This is a genomic window from Tessaracoccus sp. MC1865 (assembly GCF_017815535.1).
Taxonomy (GTDB): Bacteria; Actinomycetota; Actinomycetes; order Propionibacteriales; family Propionibacteriaceae; genus Arachnia.
In genome coordinates this window covers 2,511,736-2,531,288 of the sequence record NZ_CP072596.1, presented here as the reverse complement: position 1 = coordinate 2,531,288, position 19,553 = coordinate 2,511,736, and the positions used below count along the sequence as shown (strand labels likewise).

Below are 19,553 nucleotides of genomic sequence, written 5' to 3'. Positions count from 1 at the left end.
CGTGGACGACGAGTACATCGAAGAAGACGAGTACGCCCCCATCGCTGATGAGGGTCCCGGCTTCGAGCCCATGGACGGGCCCAGCCTGTTCGACGATGAGCCGGCGCCCGGTGCCATCCCTGAGCAGACGGGCCCCAGCCTCTTCGCGGAGGTGGAGCCGGACGAGGAGCCTGAGCTGCCGGCCGTGACGCACGTGCCGCCGTCGAAGCTCGACCACAGCCCGCGCATCGAGGCCCCCGCGGCACCGCTGGCGCTCTACCGCCGCTACCGTCCGGATTCGTTCGCTGACGTGATCGGCCAGGAGCACGTCACCGTCCCCCTGCAACGCGCCCTGAAGAACAACCGTGTCAACCACGCCTACCTGTTCTCCGGCCCGCGCGGGTGCGGCAAGACCACCTCGGCGCGCATCTTGGCGCGCTGCCTCAACTGTGTGGAAGGCCCTACGGACACCCCGTGCGGGATCTGCCGGTCCTGCGTGGACCTCGCCCGCGGCGGCCCCGGGTCCATCGACGTGATCGAGATCGATGCGGCCTCGCACGGTGGCGTCGACGACGCACGTGACCTGCGCGAGCGCGCCTACTTCGCGCCTGTGGCCAGCCGCTACAAGATCTACATCGTCGACGAGGCCCACATGGTCACGACGGCGGGCTTCAACGCGCTGCTCAAGCTCGTGGAGGAGCCGCCGCCGCACGCCAAGTTCATCTTCGCCACGACGGAGCCGGAGAAGGTCATCGGCACCATCCGCTCCCGCACGCACCACTACCCGTTCCGGCTGGTGCCGCCGAAGGTGCTGAGTGACTACCTGGCCAGCATCTGTGACGCCGAGGGCGTGGCGGTGGACCGCACCGCGCTCCCGCTCGTGGTGCGCGCCGGGGCCGGCTCGGTGCGCGATTCGCTGTCGGTGCTGGACCAGCTGCTCGGCGGGGCCAACGAGGAGGGCGTCAGCTACTCGCAGGCCGCCGCGCTCCTGGGCTACACGCCGGATGCGCTGCTCGACGACATCATGGACGCCTTCGCCGCCGGCGATTCCGCAGGTGTCTTCCACACCATCGACAAGGTCATCGAGGTGGGCCAGGACCCCCGGCGCTTCGCCGAAGACCTGCTGCGCCGGCTCCGTGACCTGGTGATCCTGGCCGCCGTGCCGGAAGCCGCCACCAACGGCCTGCTCGAAGTTGCGGCAGATCAGGCGCAGCGCCTCGCCACGCAGGTGGCGGGGATGGGCTCGGGCGAGCTGACGCGCGCCGCAGAGGTGATCGCCACCGGCCTCACGGAGATGCGCGGCACGACGGCGCCCCGGCTCCACCTGGAGTTGATGTGCGCCCGCGTCCTCCTGCCGGGTTCGGACGCCGACGAGCGCGGCCTGCACGCCCGGATGGACAGGCTCGAGCGCCGCGTCGGCATGATGGGCAGCGGCGAGGCCGCCCCCGTCGAAGACTGGCAGGACACCGGTGCGGCCCGCCCGCGCCAGCCCGAGCGGCCGCGCGCGGCGGAGCACGAGCGCCAGCGTCCGGCGCCCGCAGCCGCCGAGACGGCAGCGGTCGCAGAACAGCAGCGGCCCACGCCCGAGCAGCCCGCCCAGCGTCCCGCTGCAGCCCAACGTCCCGCGGCCGAGCAGCCCGCCGCGGCCGAGCAGCGCCCGGCCCCCGAGCAGCGTCCCGCCGGTGAACAGCGCCCCGCGCCGGCGCAGCGCCCGGCTCCTGAGCAGCGGCCCGCCCCGCAGCCGGAGGCCGCCCCGGAGCCTGCCGTGCAGCAGCGGCGCCCCGCTTCCCAGGGCCAGCTCACCGCCGCCGAGCTGCGGCGGGTCTGGCCCAACGTGCTCGACGAGGTCAAACGCCGCCGTCGGTTCACGTTCATGCTGCTCAGCAACCACGCCCAGGTGGTCGACATCACCGACGGCGCCCTCGTGCTCGGCTTCGATGCGCCCGGCCCCCGGGAGAACTTCGGTTCCGGCGGCAGCTCCGATGTGCTGGCGGACGCCCTCATCGAGGTGATCGGCGTCGAGTTGCGCATCCAGTCGGTGCTGGCCAGCGGCGAGCATGACGCACGTCCGGCGCAGCGGCCCCAGGGCGCACCCGTCGCCCCGGACGAGCCTGATCCCCATCCCGAGCAGCAGCAGCGCGACCGCATGGAGCCGCCCCCGCCGTCGGAGCAGGTGTCAGCGGACGACGCGGTGCTCGATGCGGGCCACAACGCCGAGGAACTGCTCAGCACTGCGTTCGGCGCCGAGGTCATCTCGGTGCGGGATGCCGACGACGACTGATGCCGGCCATCCGGCAGGGCTTCTATGCTTGTAACCGACCCCCACTCAGGAGTGAGAAATGTTTGGCGACTTTGACATCAACGCGCTGATGCAGCAGGCGCAGAAGCTGCAGACAGACCTGCAGGCGGCGCAGGAGGAACTGGGCAACCAGTCGTTCACCGGCACCGCCGGCGGCGGGCTCGTCAGTGTCACCCTGAGCGGCAAGGGCGACATGCAGGAGGTCGAGATCCAGCCCGCCGCGGTGGATCCCGACGACATCGAGACGCTGCAGGCCCTCGTCGTGGCCGCGTTCCGTTCCGCCAGGGCAGAGGTGGACGCCGCCACGGCCGCCACGCTCCCCGAGCTCCCCACCATGCCCGGCATGCCGGGCTTCGGGGGCTGAGTGTACGAAGGCGCAATCCAGGAACTGATCGATGAGCTGAGCCGCCTGCCGGGCATCGGTCCGCGCAGCGCGCAGCGCATCGCGTTCCACCTCCTCGATGCACCTGAGGAGGACGTCTACGCGCTTGCCGACACGCTCCGGAGGGTCAAGCAGCTCGCCCGCTTCTGCGAGGTGTGTTTCAACGTTTCGCAGGAGGAGCGCTGCCGCATCTGCCGCGATCCCCGGCGCGACCGCTCGCAGTTGTGCGTCGTGGAGGAATCCAAGGACGTGGTGGCCATCGAGCGCACCAACGAGTTCCGCGGGCTCTACCACGTGCTGGGCGGATCCATCTCGCCCATCGAGGGCCGCGGCCCGGCAGACCTGCACACCCGCGAACTGTTCCAGCGTCTTGCCGACGGGGAGGTGCAGGAGGTGATCCTGGCCACGGATCCCGACACGCAGGGCGAGGCCACTGCGTCGTACCTGAGCCGCATGCTCAATGATTTCGGTGTCCGCGTGACCAGGCCGGCGTCGGGCCTGCCCGTCGGCGGAGACCTGGAATACGCGGACCAGGCAACGCTGAGCAGGGCGTTCGAGGGTCGCCGCATCCTCATCGAACGGCACGCCCCAGCCGGGTGACGAAGGCTATGGACCTGCCCCACCCGTCGGCTTAGGCTGCTCAGTGAGCCACCGTGCTCACGATGGGAAGGGGCAACGATGACCGGCACCACTCTCAAGGGCGCGCCCATCTGGGTTGAGCTCTACGCGCAGGACCTCCCCAGGGCGCAGGCCTTCTACGGCAGCCTGTTCGGCTGGCGGTTCGACAACTCCGGCGAGGAGTACGGCAACTACCACATGATCGTGCGCGGTGACGAGGTCGTCGGCGGCGCCATGGTGCAGCAGCCCGAGATGGGCATCCCCACCTGGTGCGTCTACCTCAGCTCAGACGACATCCGCGCCATGACGGAGCGGGCCAGGCAGGCGGGCGGCGAGATCCACGTCGAGCCCATGGAGATCCCCGGGCAGGGCACGATGGCGTTCCTCAGCGACTCCACCGGGGCCGCCCTCGGTGCCTGGCAGAGCGACACCGTCGCCATCCAGGCGAAGGACAAGCCGGGCGCCCCCGTCTGGTTCGAACTCATGACCGGCAACTACGACGAGGCGCTGACGTTCTACCGCGACGTCTTCCAGTGGGACGTGCAGCCCGTGGGCGACCAGGGGATGGAGTGGCGGTACGCCACCAACGGCAAGGGCGACGACGCGGTGGCCGGCCTGTGCGACGCCTCGGAGTTCGTCCCCTCCAAGGTGCCCGTGTCCTACTGGCGCGTCTACTTCTCGGTGGCGGACACCGACGAGGCGATCGGCAGGATCCAGGAACTGGGTGGCCGGCTCGTCGACGGGCCGATGGATTCTCCCAACGGGCGGGTGGCCACCGTGGAGGACGACCAGGGCGTCCAGTTCCAGATCGTCGACTGAGCGCGGCCTTCAGCGGAACGTGAGTTCGCGGTTCGTGGAGGAGGCGCGACGGCGGGCCCGTGCCAGGCGCCGGCGCAGGCCGCCGTCGGCCAGGTAGGAGGCGACGGCGCGTTGCAGCAACAGTGGGGGAGCGGCGCCCGTCGCGTCGGCCGCGCCGACGATCTCGGCATGCCACGACGCCGGCGCCACCAGGTAACCGGTGCCCACGCCCCGTCCGATCACCGCCGCGAACGTGCCCAGGTGGGCCACGACGGTGGGGTCCAGGCTCCACAGCGTGGGCAGCGGCGGGCCCAGGTGGCGGCGTTCGGAGTCGAAGTCGTCCTCCACCAGCACCACGCCCTCGTCGCGCGCCCAGGCGATCATGGCCTGCCGGTGGCGGGCGGACAGCGCCCCGCCGTCGGGGTACTGGTGATTGGGTGTGACGATGGCCAGGTCGATGGGGGAGCGGCGGTGGGCGCGGTTCAGTGCCTCCAGGTGCGGACCCGCCGCGCCGACGGGCAGCGCCGCGGTGTCCACGGCCGAATGTTCCAGCAGTCGCCGCAGGCCCGGGAAGCCGGGCGACTCGACGGCGACCCGCGGGCGCCTGCCCGCCCTCCTCGCCGCCACCGCGAGCAGCAACGACAGCCCGGAGCGCGCACCGGACGTCACAGTGATGCGGTCCGCCTCCACCACCACGCCGCGCATGTGGCGCAGGTGTTCGGCCACCGCTTCCGCCAATGCGGGGACCGGCTCGTCCGTCACGGCTCGCCGCCAGGCACTGCGCCAGGCGGCGTCGTCGGGCCAGGCCCCGCCGTCGGAGCCCGTGAGCAATTGGATGGGGTCACGGTTGGTTTCGGGCCGTTTTCCGGCGTGTCGGGGCGATGACCCCATCCACTTGCTCACGGTGGGGGCCGAAACCGAGCGCAGGTCAGGGTTGACGACGGTGCCGGAGCGGTCGCGGGCCACGAGATATTCCTCGGCGACGAGTTGGTCGTAGGCAGCCGCGACGGTGCCGCGCGAGACGCCCAGGGCGACGGCGGCCGCGCGCGTCGACGGCACCGCCTCGCCCGGGAGCAGGGAGCCAAGGGCGACGAAGTCGCGGATGCCGGCCGCCACCTGCACGGGCAGCGGTGCGGCCCCGGGGGAGCGATCCAGCAGGAGCTCCCGGAACGCGTCGATGTGCATGGCCGCAGCCTACCCACTGGCCCATCGTTTCGTTCGCCGCAACGAGCTCCGTCGGTCCAGACCGCTGGGCCGCCGACGCAGGCTCGGCGCGCCCGGACGGTTGGCCCAGTCGTCCACAACTGTTCACTCACCGGTCACCTTGGACGACCGGATTCTGCCCACCTGGTCCGATGGGATTGCTGTGCCCGATCGCCTACCACCCAAGGGGTTTCGAATGAAGCGTTTGCTTCCCATGCTCGGCCACACCCGCGGCAACCGCTCGCCCATCACCTGCGAACTGAAGTGCGGCAACGCCTGTTCGCACCCCGAGCCGAACACCACTGGGAACGAGTCGTTCCGCGACATCGTTTCGGCCGTGTTCTCCCGCCGTGCCGCACTGGGCAGCGCCGCAGGCATCACCGGCGCCCTCGTCGTGTCGCACGTCACCGGCGGTACCGCCGCCGCGGACAACGGCGTCCTTCCGCAGGGTGGCGGGAAGCTCCCCTTCGAGGCCATCGCCCCGGTGCCGCGCTCCGTCGACACCGTCACCGTCCCCCGCGGCTACCGCTGGGACCCTATCATCCGGTGGGGCGACCCGATCTTCGCCGACGCCCCGGATTTCGACATCGAGAACCAGACCGGCGTCGCGCAGGCCCAGCAGTTCGGCTACAACTGCGACTATCTCAACGTCATCTCTGACGGCGGCAACGACCGCTCGGGCTACCTCGTGTGCAACCACGAATACACCAACGAAGGCATCATGTTCTCCGACGCCTTCCGCACCGGAAACGCCAAGGAGGTCGTCGATATCGCCCTGGCCGCCCACGGATTCTCGGTGGTCGACCTGCGGCGCGACAAGCAGGGTCAGCCCTGGACGTACGTGCGAGCCGGCCGTCGCAACCGGCGCATCACCGGCTTCACGACGTTCTCGGTCTCCGGCCCCGCCGCCGGCTCAGACTTGCTGAAGACCGCCGACGACCCCACCGGCACCCTCGTCGAGGGCACCCTCAACAACTGCGCCGGCGGCACGACCCCGTGGGGCACCGTCCTCTCCGGCGAGGAGAACTTCAACCAGTACTTCCGCGGCAACGGCTCGGCCGAGCACGCGCGCTACGGCATCGGCTCGGGCGCCACCAGCCGCGGCTGGGAGACGGTCTACCCCCGCTTCGACCTCCGCAACGAGGAGTACGCGAACGAGGGCAACCGCTTCGGCTGGATCGTCGAGATCGACCCGGAGGATCCCTCCTCCACCCCGGTCAAGCACACCGCTCTGGGCCGCTTCAAGCACGAGGCCGGCACCTGCGTCATCGCGCCGTCGGGCCAGGCCGTCGTCTACTCCGGCGACGACGAGCGCCACGACTACGTCTACAAGTTCGTGTCGTCGCGCACCTTCATCGAGGGCGACAAGCAGCACAACATGCGCCTGCTCGAGGACGGCACGCTCTACGTGGCGCGCTACCACGGCAACTCGCTCGAGGCGGAGATCACCGGCGACGGCGACCTCCCGGCCGACGGCGCCTTCGACGGCTACGGCGAGTGGGTCCCGCTGGTACGCGGCACCGAGTCGCTGGTGCCCGGTATGACCACGGAGCAGGTGCTCGTCTTCACCCGCCTCGCCGCGGACCGCGTCGGCGCCACCAAGATGGACCGGCCCGAGGACCTCGAGACCAACCCGGTTTCCGGCACGGTCTACCTGGCGCTCACCAACAACTCGCGCCGCACCGCCGTCGACGAGGCCAACCCGCTGACCGCGAACCGCGACGGCCACATCGTCGAGATGGTCGAGGACGGCAACGACCACGCTGCCGAGAAGTTCAGCTGGAACATCCTGATGCTCTGCGGGGACCCCCGCACCTCGACCCGCACCTACTTCTCGGGCTACCCGGCCGACAAGGTGTCGCCGATCTCGTGCCCCGACAACATCGCCTTCGACTCCCTGGGTAACCTCTGGATCTCCACTGACGGTCAGCCCGGCACGTTGGGCCTCTGCGATGCCCTGCACAAGGTCACCGTCGACGGCCCGAACCGCGGCCGCGTCGAGCAGTTCCTCGCCGTGCCATCGGCCTCCGAGACCTGCGGCCCCGTCATCCATGACCGCGACGATTCGGTCTTCGTCGCCGTGCAGCATCCGGGTGAGGACGGCAGGTGGGGCGCCCACACCTCGCTGTGGCCGGACCAGCTCTCGGCCGGCGGCCCCGTCCAGGTGGGCGACAAGGTGGCGGCACCCCGCCCCTCCGTCGTCCAGGTGACCCGCACCTCGGGCAACCGTTCCGCCAAGATCAAGTGACACCCACCTGAGGGGGCGGGCCGCTCCGGCGGCCCGCCCCTTTCGCATCCCCACTAGCGTGGGGTCCGTGATCCCAGCTCCGTTCCGCGCACTGGTCGCCGGTCGCCCGGCCGACGTGCTCGGTGCGCGCCCCGTCGACGGCGACACCTGGCTGGCCCGGCTCCCCAAGCTGATCGACGAGCACCTGGCCCGCTGGGACCTCACGCCCGACGGCGACCCGTGGCACGGCGAGAACGCGCTGGTGCTGCCGGTGCTCCACGACGGGCAGCCCGCCGTCGTGAAGGTGGGCTGGCCGCACCACGAGGCCGATCTCGAGCACCTGGCCCTGCGGCTCTGGGCCGGCCACGGCGCCGTCCGGCTCATCGCCGCCAACCCGGCGGCCGACGCGCTGCTGCTGGAACGCCTCGACGCCTCCCGTCCGCTCACCTCAGCCTCCGTCCTGGATTCCTGCGAGACCATCGGAGGACTCTTCCGCAGCCTCGACCGCGAGGGTTCGCCGCAGTTCCCGAGGGTCGCCGACAAGGCCAGACGGTGGCGCGGCCAGCTGGCCGAGGCCGACCGCGCCCTTCCCCGACGCCTCGCGGAGCAGGCACTCAGCACGCTCGACGACCTCCTCGCCGCCCCCCTCCCCGGCCGGCTGGTGCACGAGGACCTCCACGACGCCAACGTGCTCGCGCCCCTGGACCCGGCACGCGGCGACTGGCTCGCGATCGACCCCAAGCCCGTCGTCGGGGAGTGGGCCTATGCCGTGGCCCCGGTGGTGTGGAACCGCGCCGACGTGGCGGCCCGCGCGCACAACCTGCGGGCCCATGTGCGGCTGCGCGCCGACGTCGTGGCCGATGCCACGGGGCTCGACCTCGACCGCGCCTACGCCTGGACCTTCGTCCGGCTCGTGCTCAACGCCGTCTGGGCGGCCGGGTACGCGCCGGCCTCCGACGACTTCCGCGGCCGGATGATCACCCTGGCCAAAGCCTTCGCCGATCCGCCCGACTGACCCCCCGGTTTGTCCGGGGCAGGTTGTAGGTTTCTGGGGTGCCTACTCCAGTGATCTCCGCCCGCGGGCTGACGAAGCGCTACGGCAGTTTCACGGCCGTGGACGGTATCGACTTCGACATCGCGCCCGGTGAGTCGTTCGGGTTCCTCGGGCCCAACGGCGCCGGCAAGTCCACCACCATGCGCATGATCGCGGCCACATCCACCCGCTCCGACGGCGAACTCAGCGTGCTGGGCCTGGACACCAACCGGCACGGCCCGGAGATCCGCGCGCAGTTGGGCATCGTGCCCCAAGGTGACCTCCTCGATGAGGAACTGCGCGTCATCGACAACCTCTACGTCTACGGCCGCTATTTCGGGCTGCCTCGCGCCTACGTCAGGGCACGGGCCGAGGAGCTCCTCGACTTCGCGCAGCTCCGCGAGAAGCGCACCGCAAGGGTCGACGGGCTCTCCGGCGGCATGAAGCGCCGCCTCACCATCGCCCGCGGCCTGATCAACAACCCCAAGGTGATGCTGCTCGACGAGCCCACCACCGGCCTGGACCCGCAGGCCCGCCACGTGCTCTGGGACCGTCTCTTCCGGCTGAAGGAGGAGGGCGTCACGCTGGTGGTGACCACACACTTCATGGACGAGGCGGAGCAGTTGTGTGACCGGCTCGTCGTGATCGACAAGGGCAGGATCGTCGCCGAGGGTTCGCCGCAGCAGCTCATCAGGCAGTACTCCACCCGCGAGGTGCTGGAGGTCCGCTTCGGTTCGGCGCGCAACCAGGCGGCCGCGGGACAGCTCGACGGGATCGGCGAGCGGCAGGAACTCCTCCCGGACAGGGTGCTGATCTACGCCGACAACGGAGAACACGCGCTGCAGTCCGTCGTCGAGCGGGGGCTGGAGCCCGTCACCTCGCTGGTGCGCAGGTCGTCGCTGGAGGACGTGTTCCTCCGCCTCACAGGCAGGAGCCTGATCGAATGAGCCTCACCACGGACAAGCCTGTGATCGACACCCGGCTCACGGCAGACCACCGCGTCGTCGCCCGCATGGGTTGGTGGGCGGTGGTGGAGCAGTGGGTGATGCACATGCGCGCCTACCTGGCCACGCTGCTGCTGACCGGGATCGGGTCACCGTTCATCTACCTCCTGGGCCTCGGCGCCGGGCTGGGGGTCCTCGTCGACGACGGCAAGGGCATCGAGGGCGTGCCGTACCTGACGTTCGTCGCGCCGGCGCTGGTGCTGGCCAGCGCGATGCAGGTGGCCTCGCAGGAGAACACCTTCGGCGTGTTCGGCGGCTTCAAGTGGACCAACCTGTTCAACGCCATGCGGTTGACCCCCATCACGCCTGGCCAGATGGCGGGCGGCTTCCAGGCTGCGGTCATGGTGCGCGTCCTCCCCATGATCGGGTTCTACCTGGTGGCGCTGCTCGTGTTCGGCATCGGCCGGTGGTGGGGCGTGCTGCTGCTGTTGCCCATCGGGCTGCTGCTCGCCGTGGCGGTGGGCTTCAGCGTGATGGCGTGGGTCTCGACGCAGAAGGATGAACGCGGCCAGTTGAGCTTCATCGAGCGGTTCATCATCGTGCCGCTCACCCTGTTCTCCGGCACCTACTTCCCACTGGAGACGCTGCCCGGCTACCTGCAACCCATCGGCTGGGTGTCGCCGCTGTGGCACGCCGCGGAACTGGGCCGAACCGCCCTCTACGGCGCGCCCCTGACGGTGGGCATGGGCCTGATCCACGTCGGCTTCCTGGCCGTCATGGCCGTCGTCGGCGGGCTGCTGTCCGTGCGCCACTTCCGCAGGAGGTTGGATCAGTGAGCACAGATTCCCTCGCCCGGCAGGCGCGGGTGCCGAGGGCGCTGCGCGGCATCTACCGCGGCAACACCCGCTCGGTGGTCGCCCGCGGCATGAAGGTGATCGCCCGCAACAACTACCTTGTCGTGCTGTCGGGGTTCTTCGAGCCGGTGTTCTACCTGCTGTCCATGGGCCTCGGCCTCGGAGCACTGATCGGTGGCGTCGAGTTCTACGGCCGCGAGGTGCCCTACGCGGCCTACATCGCACCGTCGCTGATGGCGGTCTCGGCCATGAACGGCGCGCTGTACGACTCCACCACCAACGTGTTCTTCCGGATGCGCTACGGCAAGTTGTACGAGCAGATGCTCTCGACGTCGCTGGGCCCCATGGACGTGGCGCTCGGCGAGATATTCATGGCGCTGTTCCGCGGGCTGCTCTACGCCAGCGGGTTCATGGTAGTCACCACGCTGCTCGGCCTCAACCTCTCGTGGACGGCGCTGCTGGCCATCCCCGCGGCGCTGGTCGTGGCCTGCGGTTTCGCCTCCGTGGGCCTCGCGGCGACCAGCTACATGACGTCGTTTCAGCACCTGGATCTGGTGTTCTTCGTGATGCTGCCGATGTTCCTGCTCTCGGCCACGTTCTTCCCCATCACGGTCTACCCGGAGGCGGTGCAGTGGGTGATCATGGCCCTGCCGCTGTGGCACGGGGTGGACATGATCCGCCAGTTGACGACGGGCCTGATCCAGCCGTCGATGTGGGCGCACCTCGGCTACTTCGCGGTGATGATCCTCATCGGGGTCATCGTCGCCACCAAGAGGCTCAGGGCCCTTTTCCTCCGCTGACCTCAGGGCCTCCCGGGCAGCAACTGATCGATGCGTTCGACGATGTAGGTGGGGCGGTTGTGTTCCGGCTGCTTCAGCACGTCGTCGACGGTCGACTCACCGGTGAGCACCAGGGCCGAGGGCATGCCGCAGTCGATCGCCATCTGGATGTCCGTCATCAACCGGTCGCCGATCATCAGGCACCGGCTCAGGTCCACGTCGTCGGCCCCCAGCGCCGCCTCCACCATCAACGCCGACGGCTTGCCCAGCGTTACCTGGCACTGCACCCCGGTGCACGCCTCGATGGCGGCGGTGATGGCCGCGCAGTCCGGCTCGCCGCGCCCCCCGGGGAACGGGCAGAACCGGTCCGGGTTGGTCTGGATCAGGAACGCCCGCTTGTGGAACCAGATGGCGTCGAAGGCGATCTGCAGCTTGCGGTAGTCGAAGCCCCGGTCGTAGGACGCCACCACGATGTCGACCTCCGCCGGGTCCTCCGTCAGGCGGAATCCGGCTTCCCGCAGCGCGCGCTGCAGCGGCTCCTCGCCGATCACGAACAGCGCCGCGTCGGGATGGTGGTCGAGCAGCCACCGGGTGGTGGTGACGACGGTGTTGGCGATGTCCTCCAGCGGGGTGGGGAGGCCCAGCCGTTCCAGCTTCGCCTGGTACTGCTGGGGGTCCTTCGTCGGGTTGTTGGACAGGAACTTCACCACCCGTCCCGCCGCCCTCAGCTCCTCGATGAGCCGTTTCGCGCCGGGCAGCAGGTCGTCGCCCAGGTAGATGGTGCCGTCGAGGTCGAAGACGTAGGCGTCGTACCACCCGGTGGGGGAGCTGAGCGTCATGGCGGGGTCCTTCTGATCGGTGTGCCTCCACAGTGCCAGCCCGGCGCTGTCCCACGCACCGGAATCACCCGGCCGTCTGCACGACGATGGGAGAAGCCCGTCCTCACCTCGCAATGACGACCCGGCCACGCTAGCGTCAGGGGCATCGACAAGGTCACGCATCCGAGGCGTGCCAGCATCGCCTGTGTGCACGGCCACCTCGTAGAACCAGAGAAGGAACGAACATGGCATACACCTCCCGAGTACCCGAGGCCGGTGTTCGGCCATGACGAGTGAGACCCTCCGCGCGGCGCTCAGCCGGGCCACCGACACGGTGGGCGCGGCCGTCGAGCGCGGGGCGCTCGCCGAGAGTGGTCGGCTCGTCGCCGCCCACCTCGGGGCCGGGCCGTTCCTCATCGTGGCCGACGAGAACACGTGGGCCGTGGCGGGGGAAGGGCTGACCGCCTCCCTGCGTGGGGCCGGGTGCGAGGTGGCTGAGCCGCTGGTCTTCCCCGGCCAACCGGCGCTGTACGCGTCCTACGACAACTGCCGGGAGATCCAGCGTGCGTTGACGTCCCGGGATGCGGCCACCGGTTCCCCGGGAACGCCGGGGACGCACCTGCCCATCGCGCTCGGCTCGGGCACGATCAACGACCTGGTCAAGCTGGCGGCGTTCGAACTCGGCCGCGACTACGCCGTCGTCGGCACCGCCGCCTCCATGGACGGCTACACCGGCGCAGGAGCCCCCATGACGGAGAACGGCGTCAAAGCCACCCGAAACTGCAAGGCCCCAGTCGTGGTCATCATGGACCTCGACGTGGTGGCCGCCGCGCCGCCCGCCATGACCGCCTCGGGCTACGGCGACCTCGTCGCCAAGATCCCCGGGGGCGCCGACTGGATCCTGGCGCACCACACCGGGGTGGAGCCCATCGACCGGGCCGTGTGGGACATGGTCCAGTCGGGCGTGGCGACGGCGTTGTCGCGCCCGGCGGAGTTGGCGGCCGGCAACGTCGAGGCCTTCTCCGGCCTGGTCGAGGGGCTCTGCCTCTCCGGCCTGGCCATGCAGGCCTACGACGGCACCCGCCCCGCCTCCGGCGCCGAGCACTACTTCGCCCACCTGTGGGAGATCGAGGGGCTGGGCGCCCACCTCAATCCGCCACTGTCGCACGGCTTCAAGGTGGCCGTCGGCTCCCTGGCCATGTGCGCCTTCTACGAGGCCCTGCTGGCCCGCGACCTCACCGCGATCGACCTGCCCGCAGCGGCCGCCGGCCGCGCCCCGTGGAGCGAGATCGAGGCTGACATCCGCAGCCGCTTCAGCGGTGCGCTGGCGGACCACGCCGCCCGCGAGACCCGTGCCAAGTACGCGGCCGGCGACGAACTCGTCGCACGCCTACAGCCCCTGCTCGACCGATGGCCCGCCGTCGTGGACGAGTTGCGCGCCCAACTGGTCACCACCGCGGAACTCAGCACCATGCTGCGTGAGGCGGGTGCCCCGTTCCGGCCTGAGGACATCGGCGTGACGCGCGACGACGTGCGCACCATGTTCCCCAAGGCCATGTTCTACCGCTCCCGCTACACCGCCCTGGACGTGGCCTGGGAACTCGGCATCTTCGACGACCTGGTCGCCGACGTCTTCGATTCCATCTGGAGTAAGTGAGCGCTGGCGGTCCTCTCCGCCTCCTCCCCGGAGGCCCCGCCGCCGTATTCGCGCTGGCCGACGAGGAGACCCGCAGCCTGGTCGCCTGAGCTTTCGACGATAGGGGACGCGCGTATGGTGGAAGAAAGGCACCTGTGAAAGCGAGTTTGCGCCCATGACCGCACCGGCATACACGAAATCCGCAGACGACGTGGCCGCAGAGATCACGGTCGATCCACGCAACGGCCTCACCTCGCAGGAGGCCGCCGAACGCCTCGAACAGTTCGGGCCCAACGAGCTGCGCGGTGCCGAAGCCGAACCCGCCTGGCGCCGCTTCCTGCGCCAGTTCGCAGACCCGCTCATCTACCTGTTGCTGGTGGCGATCGTCATCTCCCTCTTCGCCTGGTTCGCCGAGGGAGCCTCGGGGTTGCCCGTCGACGCGCTCGTCATCGCGATCATCGTGGTGGCCAACGCGGTGCTCGGCTTCGTTCAGGAGAACAAGGCCGAGAACGCCGTCGCGGCACTGTCGGACATGACGGCCACGCACTCCACCGTGCTGCGCGACGGCAAACTCACCGATGTCCCGTCGTCGGTCATCGTCCCCGGGGACATCCTGGTGCTCTCGGAGGGAGACGCGGTGGGCGCCGACGGCAGGCTGCTCACGTCGTCGTCACTGAAGGTGCAGGAGGCCTCGCTCACCGGCGAGTCCGAACCCGTGGAGAAGGACCCCGGCACGTTGTCGGGCGAGGCGGCGCTGGGGGACCGGGTCAACATGGTCTTCAAGGGCACCGCTGTTTCGCGGGGCGTCGGCCGCGCCGTCGTCACCGGCACCGGCATGGACACCGAGATGGGCCGCATCGCCACGCTGCTCGACGAGACGCAGCGCGACCCGTCGCCGCTGCAGCAGGAGATCGCGAAGATCTCGAAGATGTTGGGGCTGCTGGTCGTCGTGATCGCCATCGTCGTGATGGGGGCCGTCGCGCTCGTCAACGGCGTGCGCAGCCTCGACGAGGCCGTCGACATCCTGCTGATGGGGGTGTCCCTCGCCGTCGCCGCCGTGCCGGAGGGCCTGCCCGCCATCCTGTCCCTGGTGCTGGCCATCGGCGTCCAGGTGATGGCGCGGCGCAACGCGGTGATGAAGGACCTCCACTCCGTCGAGACGCTCGGTTCCGTGTCGGTCATCTGTTCCGACAAGACCGGCACCCTCACGCGCAACGAGATGACGCTGCGCGAGATCGTCACCGCCTCGGGCAGGGTCAGGCTCGGCGGCACCGGCTACGCCCCGGAGGGAGGGGTCGAGATCGACGGTGGGGACGAGGCCGCCGCTGAGGCCCGCCGGCTCCTGGCCTCCGGCGTGCTGGCCAACAACGCCCAACTGACCCAGGACGACGACGGCACCTGGAGCATCCAGGGAGATCCCACAGAGGCTGCGTTCGTCGTGGCCCAGCACAAACTCGAGGGTGTCACCGAGCGCGTCGGCTGGTACGAGCGCGACGCGGAGGCCCCGTTCGATTCCGAGCGCAAACTCATGTCCGTGCTCGGGCACCGCGAGGACCAACAACGGCTGTTCGCAAAGGGCGCGCCCGACGTGCTGTTGGAGCGCTGCGTCGAGGAACAGGTGGGCCGCACCCAGCGGCCGCTCACGGACGAGCGTCGCGAGGAACTCGGCCAGGCCGTCGTCGGTCTGTCCGAGCAGGGCTACCGGACGCTCGGTGTCGCCTGGCGGGAGGCGGGCGAGGCGGACCCCGAGGGCTTCGACGAGACCGCCGAGCACGACCTGGTGTGGGTGGGCGTCGTCGGCATCATCGACCCTCCGCGCGACGAGGCCGCCCAGGCCATCGCCGAGGCGCACCGCGCCGGCATCAAGACCGTCATGATCACCGGCGACCATCCCGTCACCGCCTCCCGGATCGCCCAGGACCTGGGCATCACCGACAACGGTTCAGGCGCGCCCAGGGCCGTCACCGGCCGCGACCTCGAGGGCCTCTCCGACGACGAACTCACTGAGTTGGTGCGCCGCACGTCGGTCTATGCCCGGGTGTCGCCGGAGCACAAGCTACGCATCGTGGACGCGTTGCAGGCGGACCGCCAGATCGTGTCGATGACCGGCGACGGCGTCAACGACGCCCCGGCGCTGAAATCTGCCGACATCGGCATTGCGATGGGGATCACCGGCACCGAGGTGACCAAGGAGGCCGGGGAGATGATCCTCGGCGACGACAACTACGCCACGATCGTGGCCGCGGTCCGTCAGGGCCGGGTCATCTTCGACAACATCAAGAAGTTCATCCGCTACCTGCTCAGCTCCAACATGGGCGAGGTCGCCACGGTGTTCCTCGGCGTGGTGCTGGGCTCGTTCATCGGCCTGGCGGATCCCGCCAACCCCGGGGCCACCGTCGTGCCCCTGCTGGCCACCCAGATCCTCTGGATCAACCTGGTCACCGATTCCGGGCCGGCGCTGGCCATGGGCGTGGACCCGGAGATCGACGACGTGATGAGCCGCAAACCGCGCGCCTACGACGACCGGATCATCGACGGCCACATGTGGGCGCGCATCATCGGCACCGGCCTGGTGATGGGCCTCATCAGCCTGGTCATCTACGACCTGAGCCTGCCCGGTGGCTTCCTCGGCGGGCTCGAGCACCTCGTCGGGACTGAGCAGCAGTTGGATGTCGCGCGCACCACGGTGTTCACCGCACTGGTGATGATGCAGCTGTTCAACGCGCTGAACTCCCGCTCCGACATGGGCAGCGCCTTCAGCCACCTGTTCACCAACACGTGGCTGTGGGTGTCGCTGCTCGGGGCCGCGCTGGCGCAGGTCGCCGTCGTGCAGGTGCCGTTCCTGCAGCACGCGTTCGGCACCACGTCGCTCGACCTGGCCCACTGGGCGGTGGCCGTGGGCGCAGGCGTCGCTGTCCTGGTCTACGAGGAGATCGTCAAGGTCATCAGGCGCGCGGCAGCGAGGTGATCAGCGCCTCCATCGTGTCCATCACCGCGAGGGTCTCGTCCCACGACATCCACTCGGATTCGACGCGGCCCTCGGCCACCATGGTGGCGAAATGGGCGGCCTCGTAGGCCAGCCCCTCGTGCTCGAGCAGCGTGGGCTGCTCGCTCAGCTGGGTCTCGCCGTCGACGGTGCGCAGGGTGAACTGCTGCGGGCCGTAGAAGAAGGTGGGCACGTCGACGGTGGCCTTCGTGCCCGCAATGAAGGCGCGGGTGGGCGTGAGCGCCTTGCATGTGGTGTTGATGAGCGCGTTCGCGTTCGGGCTAGCCTCGAAGCCGTCGAAGACGGCGGAGATCTGCCGGTCGACGCCGGTGAAGGCCCGCGTGCCGAGTGACAGCGCACGGCCCGGGGAGCCGAGCGCGAAGTGCATGAAGGAGACGGGGTAGACGCCGAGATCGAGCATCGCGCCGCCGGCTTTGGAAGGGTCGAACAGCCGCGACTCCGGGTCGTCGGCGAACCACTGGCCGTGGTCGGCGAAGACGGTCTCGATCTCGCCGAGCGCGCCGTCGGCCAACAGCTGGCGGATGACATCCATGTGGGGGATGAACCGCGTCCACATGGCTTCCATCACGGCGACGCCGGCGTCGCGGGCTGCGTCGATGAGCTCGCGGGCCTGGGCTGCGGTCTCGGTGAAGGCCTTCTCCACCAGCACGTGCTTGCCTGCCTCGATGGCCAGCTTCGCGTTGGCCAGGTGCTCGCTGTGGGGCGTGGCGACGTAGACGATGTCGACATCAGGGTCTGCTACCAGGGCCTCGTAGGTGTCGTGCGCGCAGGGCGCCTGGAACCGGGCCGCGAACTCGTCGGCCCTGCTCTGGGTTCTGGAGCCGACGGCGGTCAGCCGCTGCTGCGTGTGCGTGTGCGCGGCGTCGAAGAACCGTTCGGCGATCCAGCCGGTGCCCAGCACCCCCCAGCGCAGCGGGGGAGCGGTCATTGGGTCCGGGACACGGGAAGTGGGCAGCGTGATCATGGGCCCCATTATGGCTGGGAGGTGAGGGCCCCGTCGCAGATGGTGGCGACGACCTCCATGGCACGCAGGGCAGCGGCAGTGGCAACAGGCGACCCATGGTCCGCCAGCGGATCCGTGCGGAGGAGCACCACGTCGCCCGGACCGCCGACGCTGATGCGCCGGCCGTCGACGGACGCGGCAAGGGCCTCGCGCGCGGTCAGCGACTCCTCCGGCTGCACCGCCGGCCGGTCGTCGCCGCTTCGGTGCACCGCCGAGGCGATGCCGAGCCACGGATCCGGCGGCGACACCGGCGCGTCGGAACCCAAGGCGAGAGTGGCGCCCGCATCGAGCAGCGACTTCACCAGGAACGTCCGGTCCGCGCGGTCGCCCCACCAGCGCTCGGTCATGGCGCGGTCGTCGACGAGGTGGTGCGGCTGCATGCTGGCCGTCAACCCCAGTCGCGAGAACCGCGGCACGTCCTCACGGCGCAGCAACTGCGCGTGCTCGATGGAGCCGGCCGCGCCGGTGGCCTCGAAGGCGTCGAGGGCCGCCTGGTTCGCGCGGTCGCCGATGGCGTGCACGGCCAGGGCCAGGCCGGCGGCGCGGGCCCGTCCGAGGAGCCCCTCCAACTCGTCGCCCGCCACGTTGACCACCCCGCAGGCGTGGGGGTCGTCGGCGGCCAGGCCCAGGTACGGCTCGCAGCACCACGCAGTACGCGTGCCCAGCGACCCGTCGGTGATGATCTTCAACGGCCCCATCGTGATCAATCCGTCGCCACCAGGCAGCGTGTCGCCGGTCCGCCAGCCGGCTGCGAGGACCTCGTCCAGTTGCGGAGGATAGACGCCGGCGCGCACGCGCAGCCGGCGGATCCCGGCGGCCACGCGGCGGGGCCAGTGGCGGAAGGCGTCGGCGAACTCCAGGTCCACGATGCCCACCAGCCCGCGCGACGCCAGGTACCCGACGGCGGCGCCCTCCTCCTCAACGGTTGCGGCCTGCTCCGGCATCGCCGTCAGCCGGGCCAGCGTGGCGAACCATTCGTTCTCCTTCATGGGGTCCGGGCGGGCTGCGACCCCCAGGCGCTCCAGTGCAGCCGAGTTCAGCCAGCCGTTGTGCGCGTCGCCGGAGATCAGGACCACGGGCTGGGATCCGGACACCGCGTCCAGTTCCGCGACGGTGCCCACGCGTTCCCACGCCGCGGACCGGTAGCCGAACCCAACCGCGATGCGGCCGTCGTCGCGACGCATCTCCAGGGCCTGCGCCACCCTGGCGCAGACCTCCTCCGGGCCCGCGGTGCCGGCGAGGCCGATCCACGTGGTGGAGCGGGCCCACTGGCCGAAGTGCACGTGCTTGTCCCACAGCCCGGGGATCAGCCAGCAGCCCGAGGCGTCGACGACCTCCTCGCCCCGGACGGGCAGATCCGGCCCCACCTCGATGACCACGCCGTCGCGGATCCGCACGTCGACGGCCCGCTCGCCCTCCCCGTCGAGACCGACTACCAGGCCACCACTCACCAGCACAGAACCGCTCACCCATGCACCGTCTCACTCAAGATAATGCGTTGTCAACGGCGGTTCAGAGGGCCTCGCGAACCGTCCTCGGATCAGGGTTGACCAGCACCTCGCCGTCGACCACGACGGTGGGGACGGTCTCATCACCGTTGTTGACGCTGCGGACGAATGCCGCCGCGTCCGGGTCCTGCCAGATGTTGATCCACGTCACCTTCTTCGCATCGCTCCCGAGGCCGCCCCGGAGTCTCTGGCAGAAGATGCAGCCTGGCCGCCAGTAGGCCACGACGCGGCGCTGCTCGGCGGGCAGCGCCATGACGTCGGCGTGCCGCTTGGTGCGGCCGCCGGAGAACGGGCTCATCCACCAGGCGAGGAGAATCACGCACACCGCCAGCAGCGCGCTGACGGCGGTCACCTTCCAGCCCTCGATGGAGAAGGCGAACGCCAGACCGGCGATGAGGACGATGAGCCACGTGAACCGCTGCATGGCCCCAGGTTAGGCGAGGTCGCGCCCGGCCGAGGCGGCGG

16 protein-coding genes are annotated in these 19,553 nt (G+C 70.1%); 11 read left to right on the top strand and 5 right to left on the bottom strand.

What is annotated here, in order from left to right:
- Positions 1 to 70: 70 nt before the first annotated feature.
- The 4 genes from J7D54_RS11835 to J7D54_RS11820 all read left to right on the top strand — a co-directional run bounded on the left by J7D54_RS11835 (position 71) and on the right by J7D54_RS11820 (position 4,097).
- Entirely contained in the window at positions 71 to 2,260 is a 2,190-nt protein-coding gene (locus J7D54_RS11835) for a DNA polymerase III subunit gamma and tau (RefSeq protein WP_182764260.1), read from the top strand.
- A gap of 58 nt (positions 2,261 to 2,318) precedes the next feature.
- Complete coding sequence (locus J7D54_RS11830; RefSeq protein WP_182764063.1) at positions 2,319 to 2,642, top strand: YbaB/EbfC family nucleoid-associated protein; 324 nt, start codon at positions 2,319 to 2,321, stop codon at positions 2,640 to 2,642.
- On the top strand, positions 2,643 to 3,260 hold the full coding sequence (gene recR / locus J7D54_RS11825) for a recombination mediator RecR (protein ID WP_076062914.1): 618 nt from the start codon (positions 2,643 to 2,645) through the stop codon (positions 3,258 to 3,260).
- Between the two features lie 78 nt (positions 3,261 to 3,338).
- Positions 3,339 to 4,097: a VOC family protein gene (locus J7D54_RS11820; protein WP_182764062.1), complete on the top strand. Its 759-nt coding sequence runs from the start codon at positions 3,339 to 3,341 to the stop codon at positions 4,095 to 4,097.
- 9 nt (positions 4,098 to 4,106) lie between these two features.
- On the opposite strand, the gene J7D54_RS11815 is transcribed toward J7D54_RS11820, so the two are convergent.
- Complete coding sequence (locus J7D54_RS11815; RefSeq protein ID WP_182764061.1) at positions 4,107 to 5,261, bottom strand: PLP-dependent aminotransferase family protein; 1,155 nt, start codon at positions 5,259 to 5,261, stop codon at positions 4,107 to 4,109.
- Positions 5,262 to 5,475: 214 nt separating this feature from the next.
- Between J7D54_RS11815 and J7D54_RS11810 the strand changes: the two genes are divergently transcribed.
- The 5 genes from J7D54_RS11810 to J7D54_RS11790 all read left to right on the top strand — a co-directional run bounded on the left by J7D54_RS11810 (position 5,476) and on the right by J7D54_RS11790 (position 11,137).
- Positions 5,476 to 7,527, top strand: coding sequence for a PhoX family phosphatase (locus J7D54_RS11810; RefSeq protein ID WP_182764060.1), 2,052 nt, complete (start codon positions 5,476 to 5,478; stop codon positions 7,525 to 7,527).
- 67 nt (positions 7,528 to 7,594) lie between these two features.
- The gene (locus J7D54_RS11805) at positions 7,595 to 8,521 is read left to right on the top strand and encodes an aminoglycoside phosphotransferase family protein (protein ID WP_209455119.1); all 927 of its coding nucleotides are present in this window, start codon (positions 7,595 to 7,597) and stop codon (positions 8,519 to 8,521) included.
- Between the two features lie 38 nt (positions 8,522 to 8,559).
- Entirely contained in the window at positions 8,560 to 9,486 is a 927-nt protein-coding gene (locus J7D54_RS11800; RefSeq protein WP_076062922.1) for an ABC transporter ATP-binding protein, read from the top strand.
- A complete protein-coding gene (locus J7D54_RS11795) occupies positions 9,483 to 10,319 on the top strand; it encodes an ABC transporter permease (protein ID WP_182764059.1) in 837 nt (278 codons plus the stop codon). Before J7D54_RS11800 ends, J7D54_RS11795 begins: the two co-directional genes overlap by 4 nt.
- Positions 10,316 to 11,137, top strand: a complete 822-nt coding sequence (locus tag J7D54_RS11790; RefSeq protein ID WP_182764058.1) for an ABC transporter permease — start codon at positions 10,316 to 10,318, stop codon at positions 11,135 to 11,137. The genes J7D54_RS11795 and J7D54_RS11790 overlap by 4 nt, the downstream gene beginning before the upstream one ends.
- Positions 11,138 to 11,139: 2 nt before the next feature.
- Here J7D54_RS11790 and J7D54_RS11785 read toward each other — a convergent pair whose 3' ends face one another.
- Positions 11,140 to 11,955 (bottom strand): HAD-IIA family hydrolase, encoded by an 816-nt coding sequence (locus J7D54_RS11785; protein ID WP_182764057.1) that lies wholly within the window; start codon positions 11,953 to 11,955, stop codon positions 11,140 to 11,142.
- Positions 11,956 to 12,220: 265 nt separating this feature from the next.
- Here J7D54_RS11785 and J7D54_RS11780 point away from each other — a divergent pair, with 265 nt between their 5' ends.
- Positions 12,221 to 13,591: a sn-glycerol-1-phosphate dehydrogenase gene (locus J7D54_RS11780; protein WP_182764056.1), complete on the top strand. Its 1,371-nt coding sequence runs from the start codon at positions 12,221 to 12,223 to the stop codon at positions 13,589 to 13,591.
- A gap of 154 nt (positions 13,592 to 13,745) precedes the next feature.
- Entirely contained in the window at positions 13,746 to 16,538 is a 2,793-nt protein-coding gene (locus J7D54_RS11775; RefSeq protein WP_182764055.1) for a cation-translocating P-type ATPase, read from the top strand.
- Here J7D54_RS11775 and J7D54_RS11770 read toward each other — a convergent pair.
- From J7D54_RS11770 to J7D54_RS11760, 3 genes are read right to left on the bottom strand one after another with little or no spacing between them, the layout of a single operon-like run.
- Positions 16,516 to 17,541, bottom strand: coding sequence for a Gfo/Idh/MocA family protein (locus tag J7D54_RS11770; protein ID WP_182764054.1), 1,026 nt, complete (start codon positions 17,539 to 17,541; stop codon positions 16,516 to 16,518). The two genes, J7D54_RS11775 and J7D54_RS11770, sit on opposite strands and share 23 nt — an antisense overlap.
- Positions 17,542 to 17,549: 8 nt before the next feature.
- Positions 17,550 to 19,049: an amidohydrolase gene (locus J7D54_RS11765; RefSeq protein WP_182764053.1), complete on the bottom strand. Its 1,500-nt coding sequence runs from the start codon at positions 19,047 to 19,049 to the stop codon at positions 17,550 to 17,552.
- Positions 19,050 to 19,092: 43 nt separating this feature from the next.
- Entirely contained in the window at positions 19,093 to 19,512 is a 420-nt protein-coding gene (locus J7D54_RS11760) for a glutaredoxin domain-containing protein (protein WP_182764052.1), read from the bottom strand.
- Positions 19,513 to 19,553 lie beyond the last annotated feature (41 nt).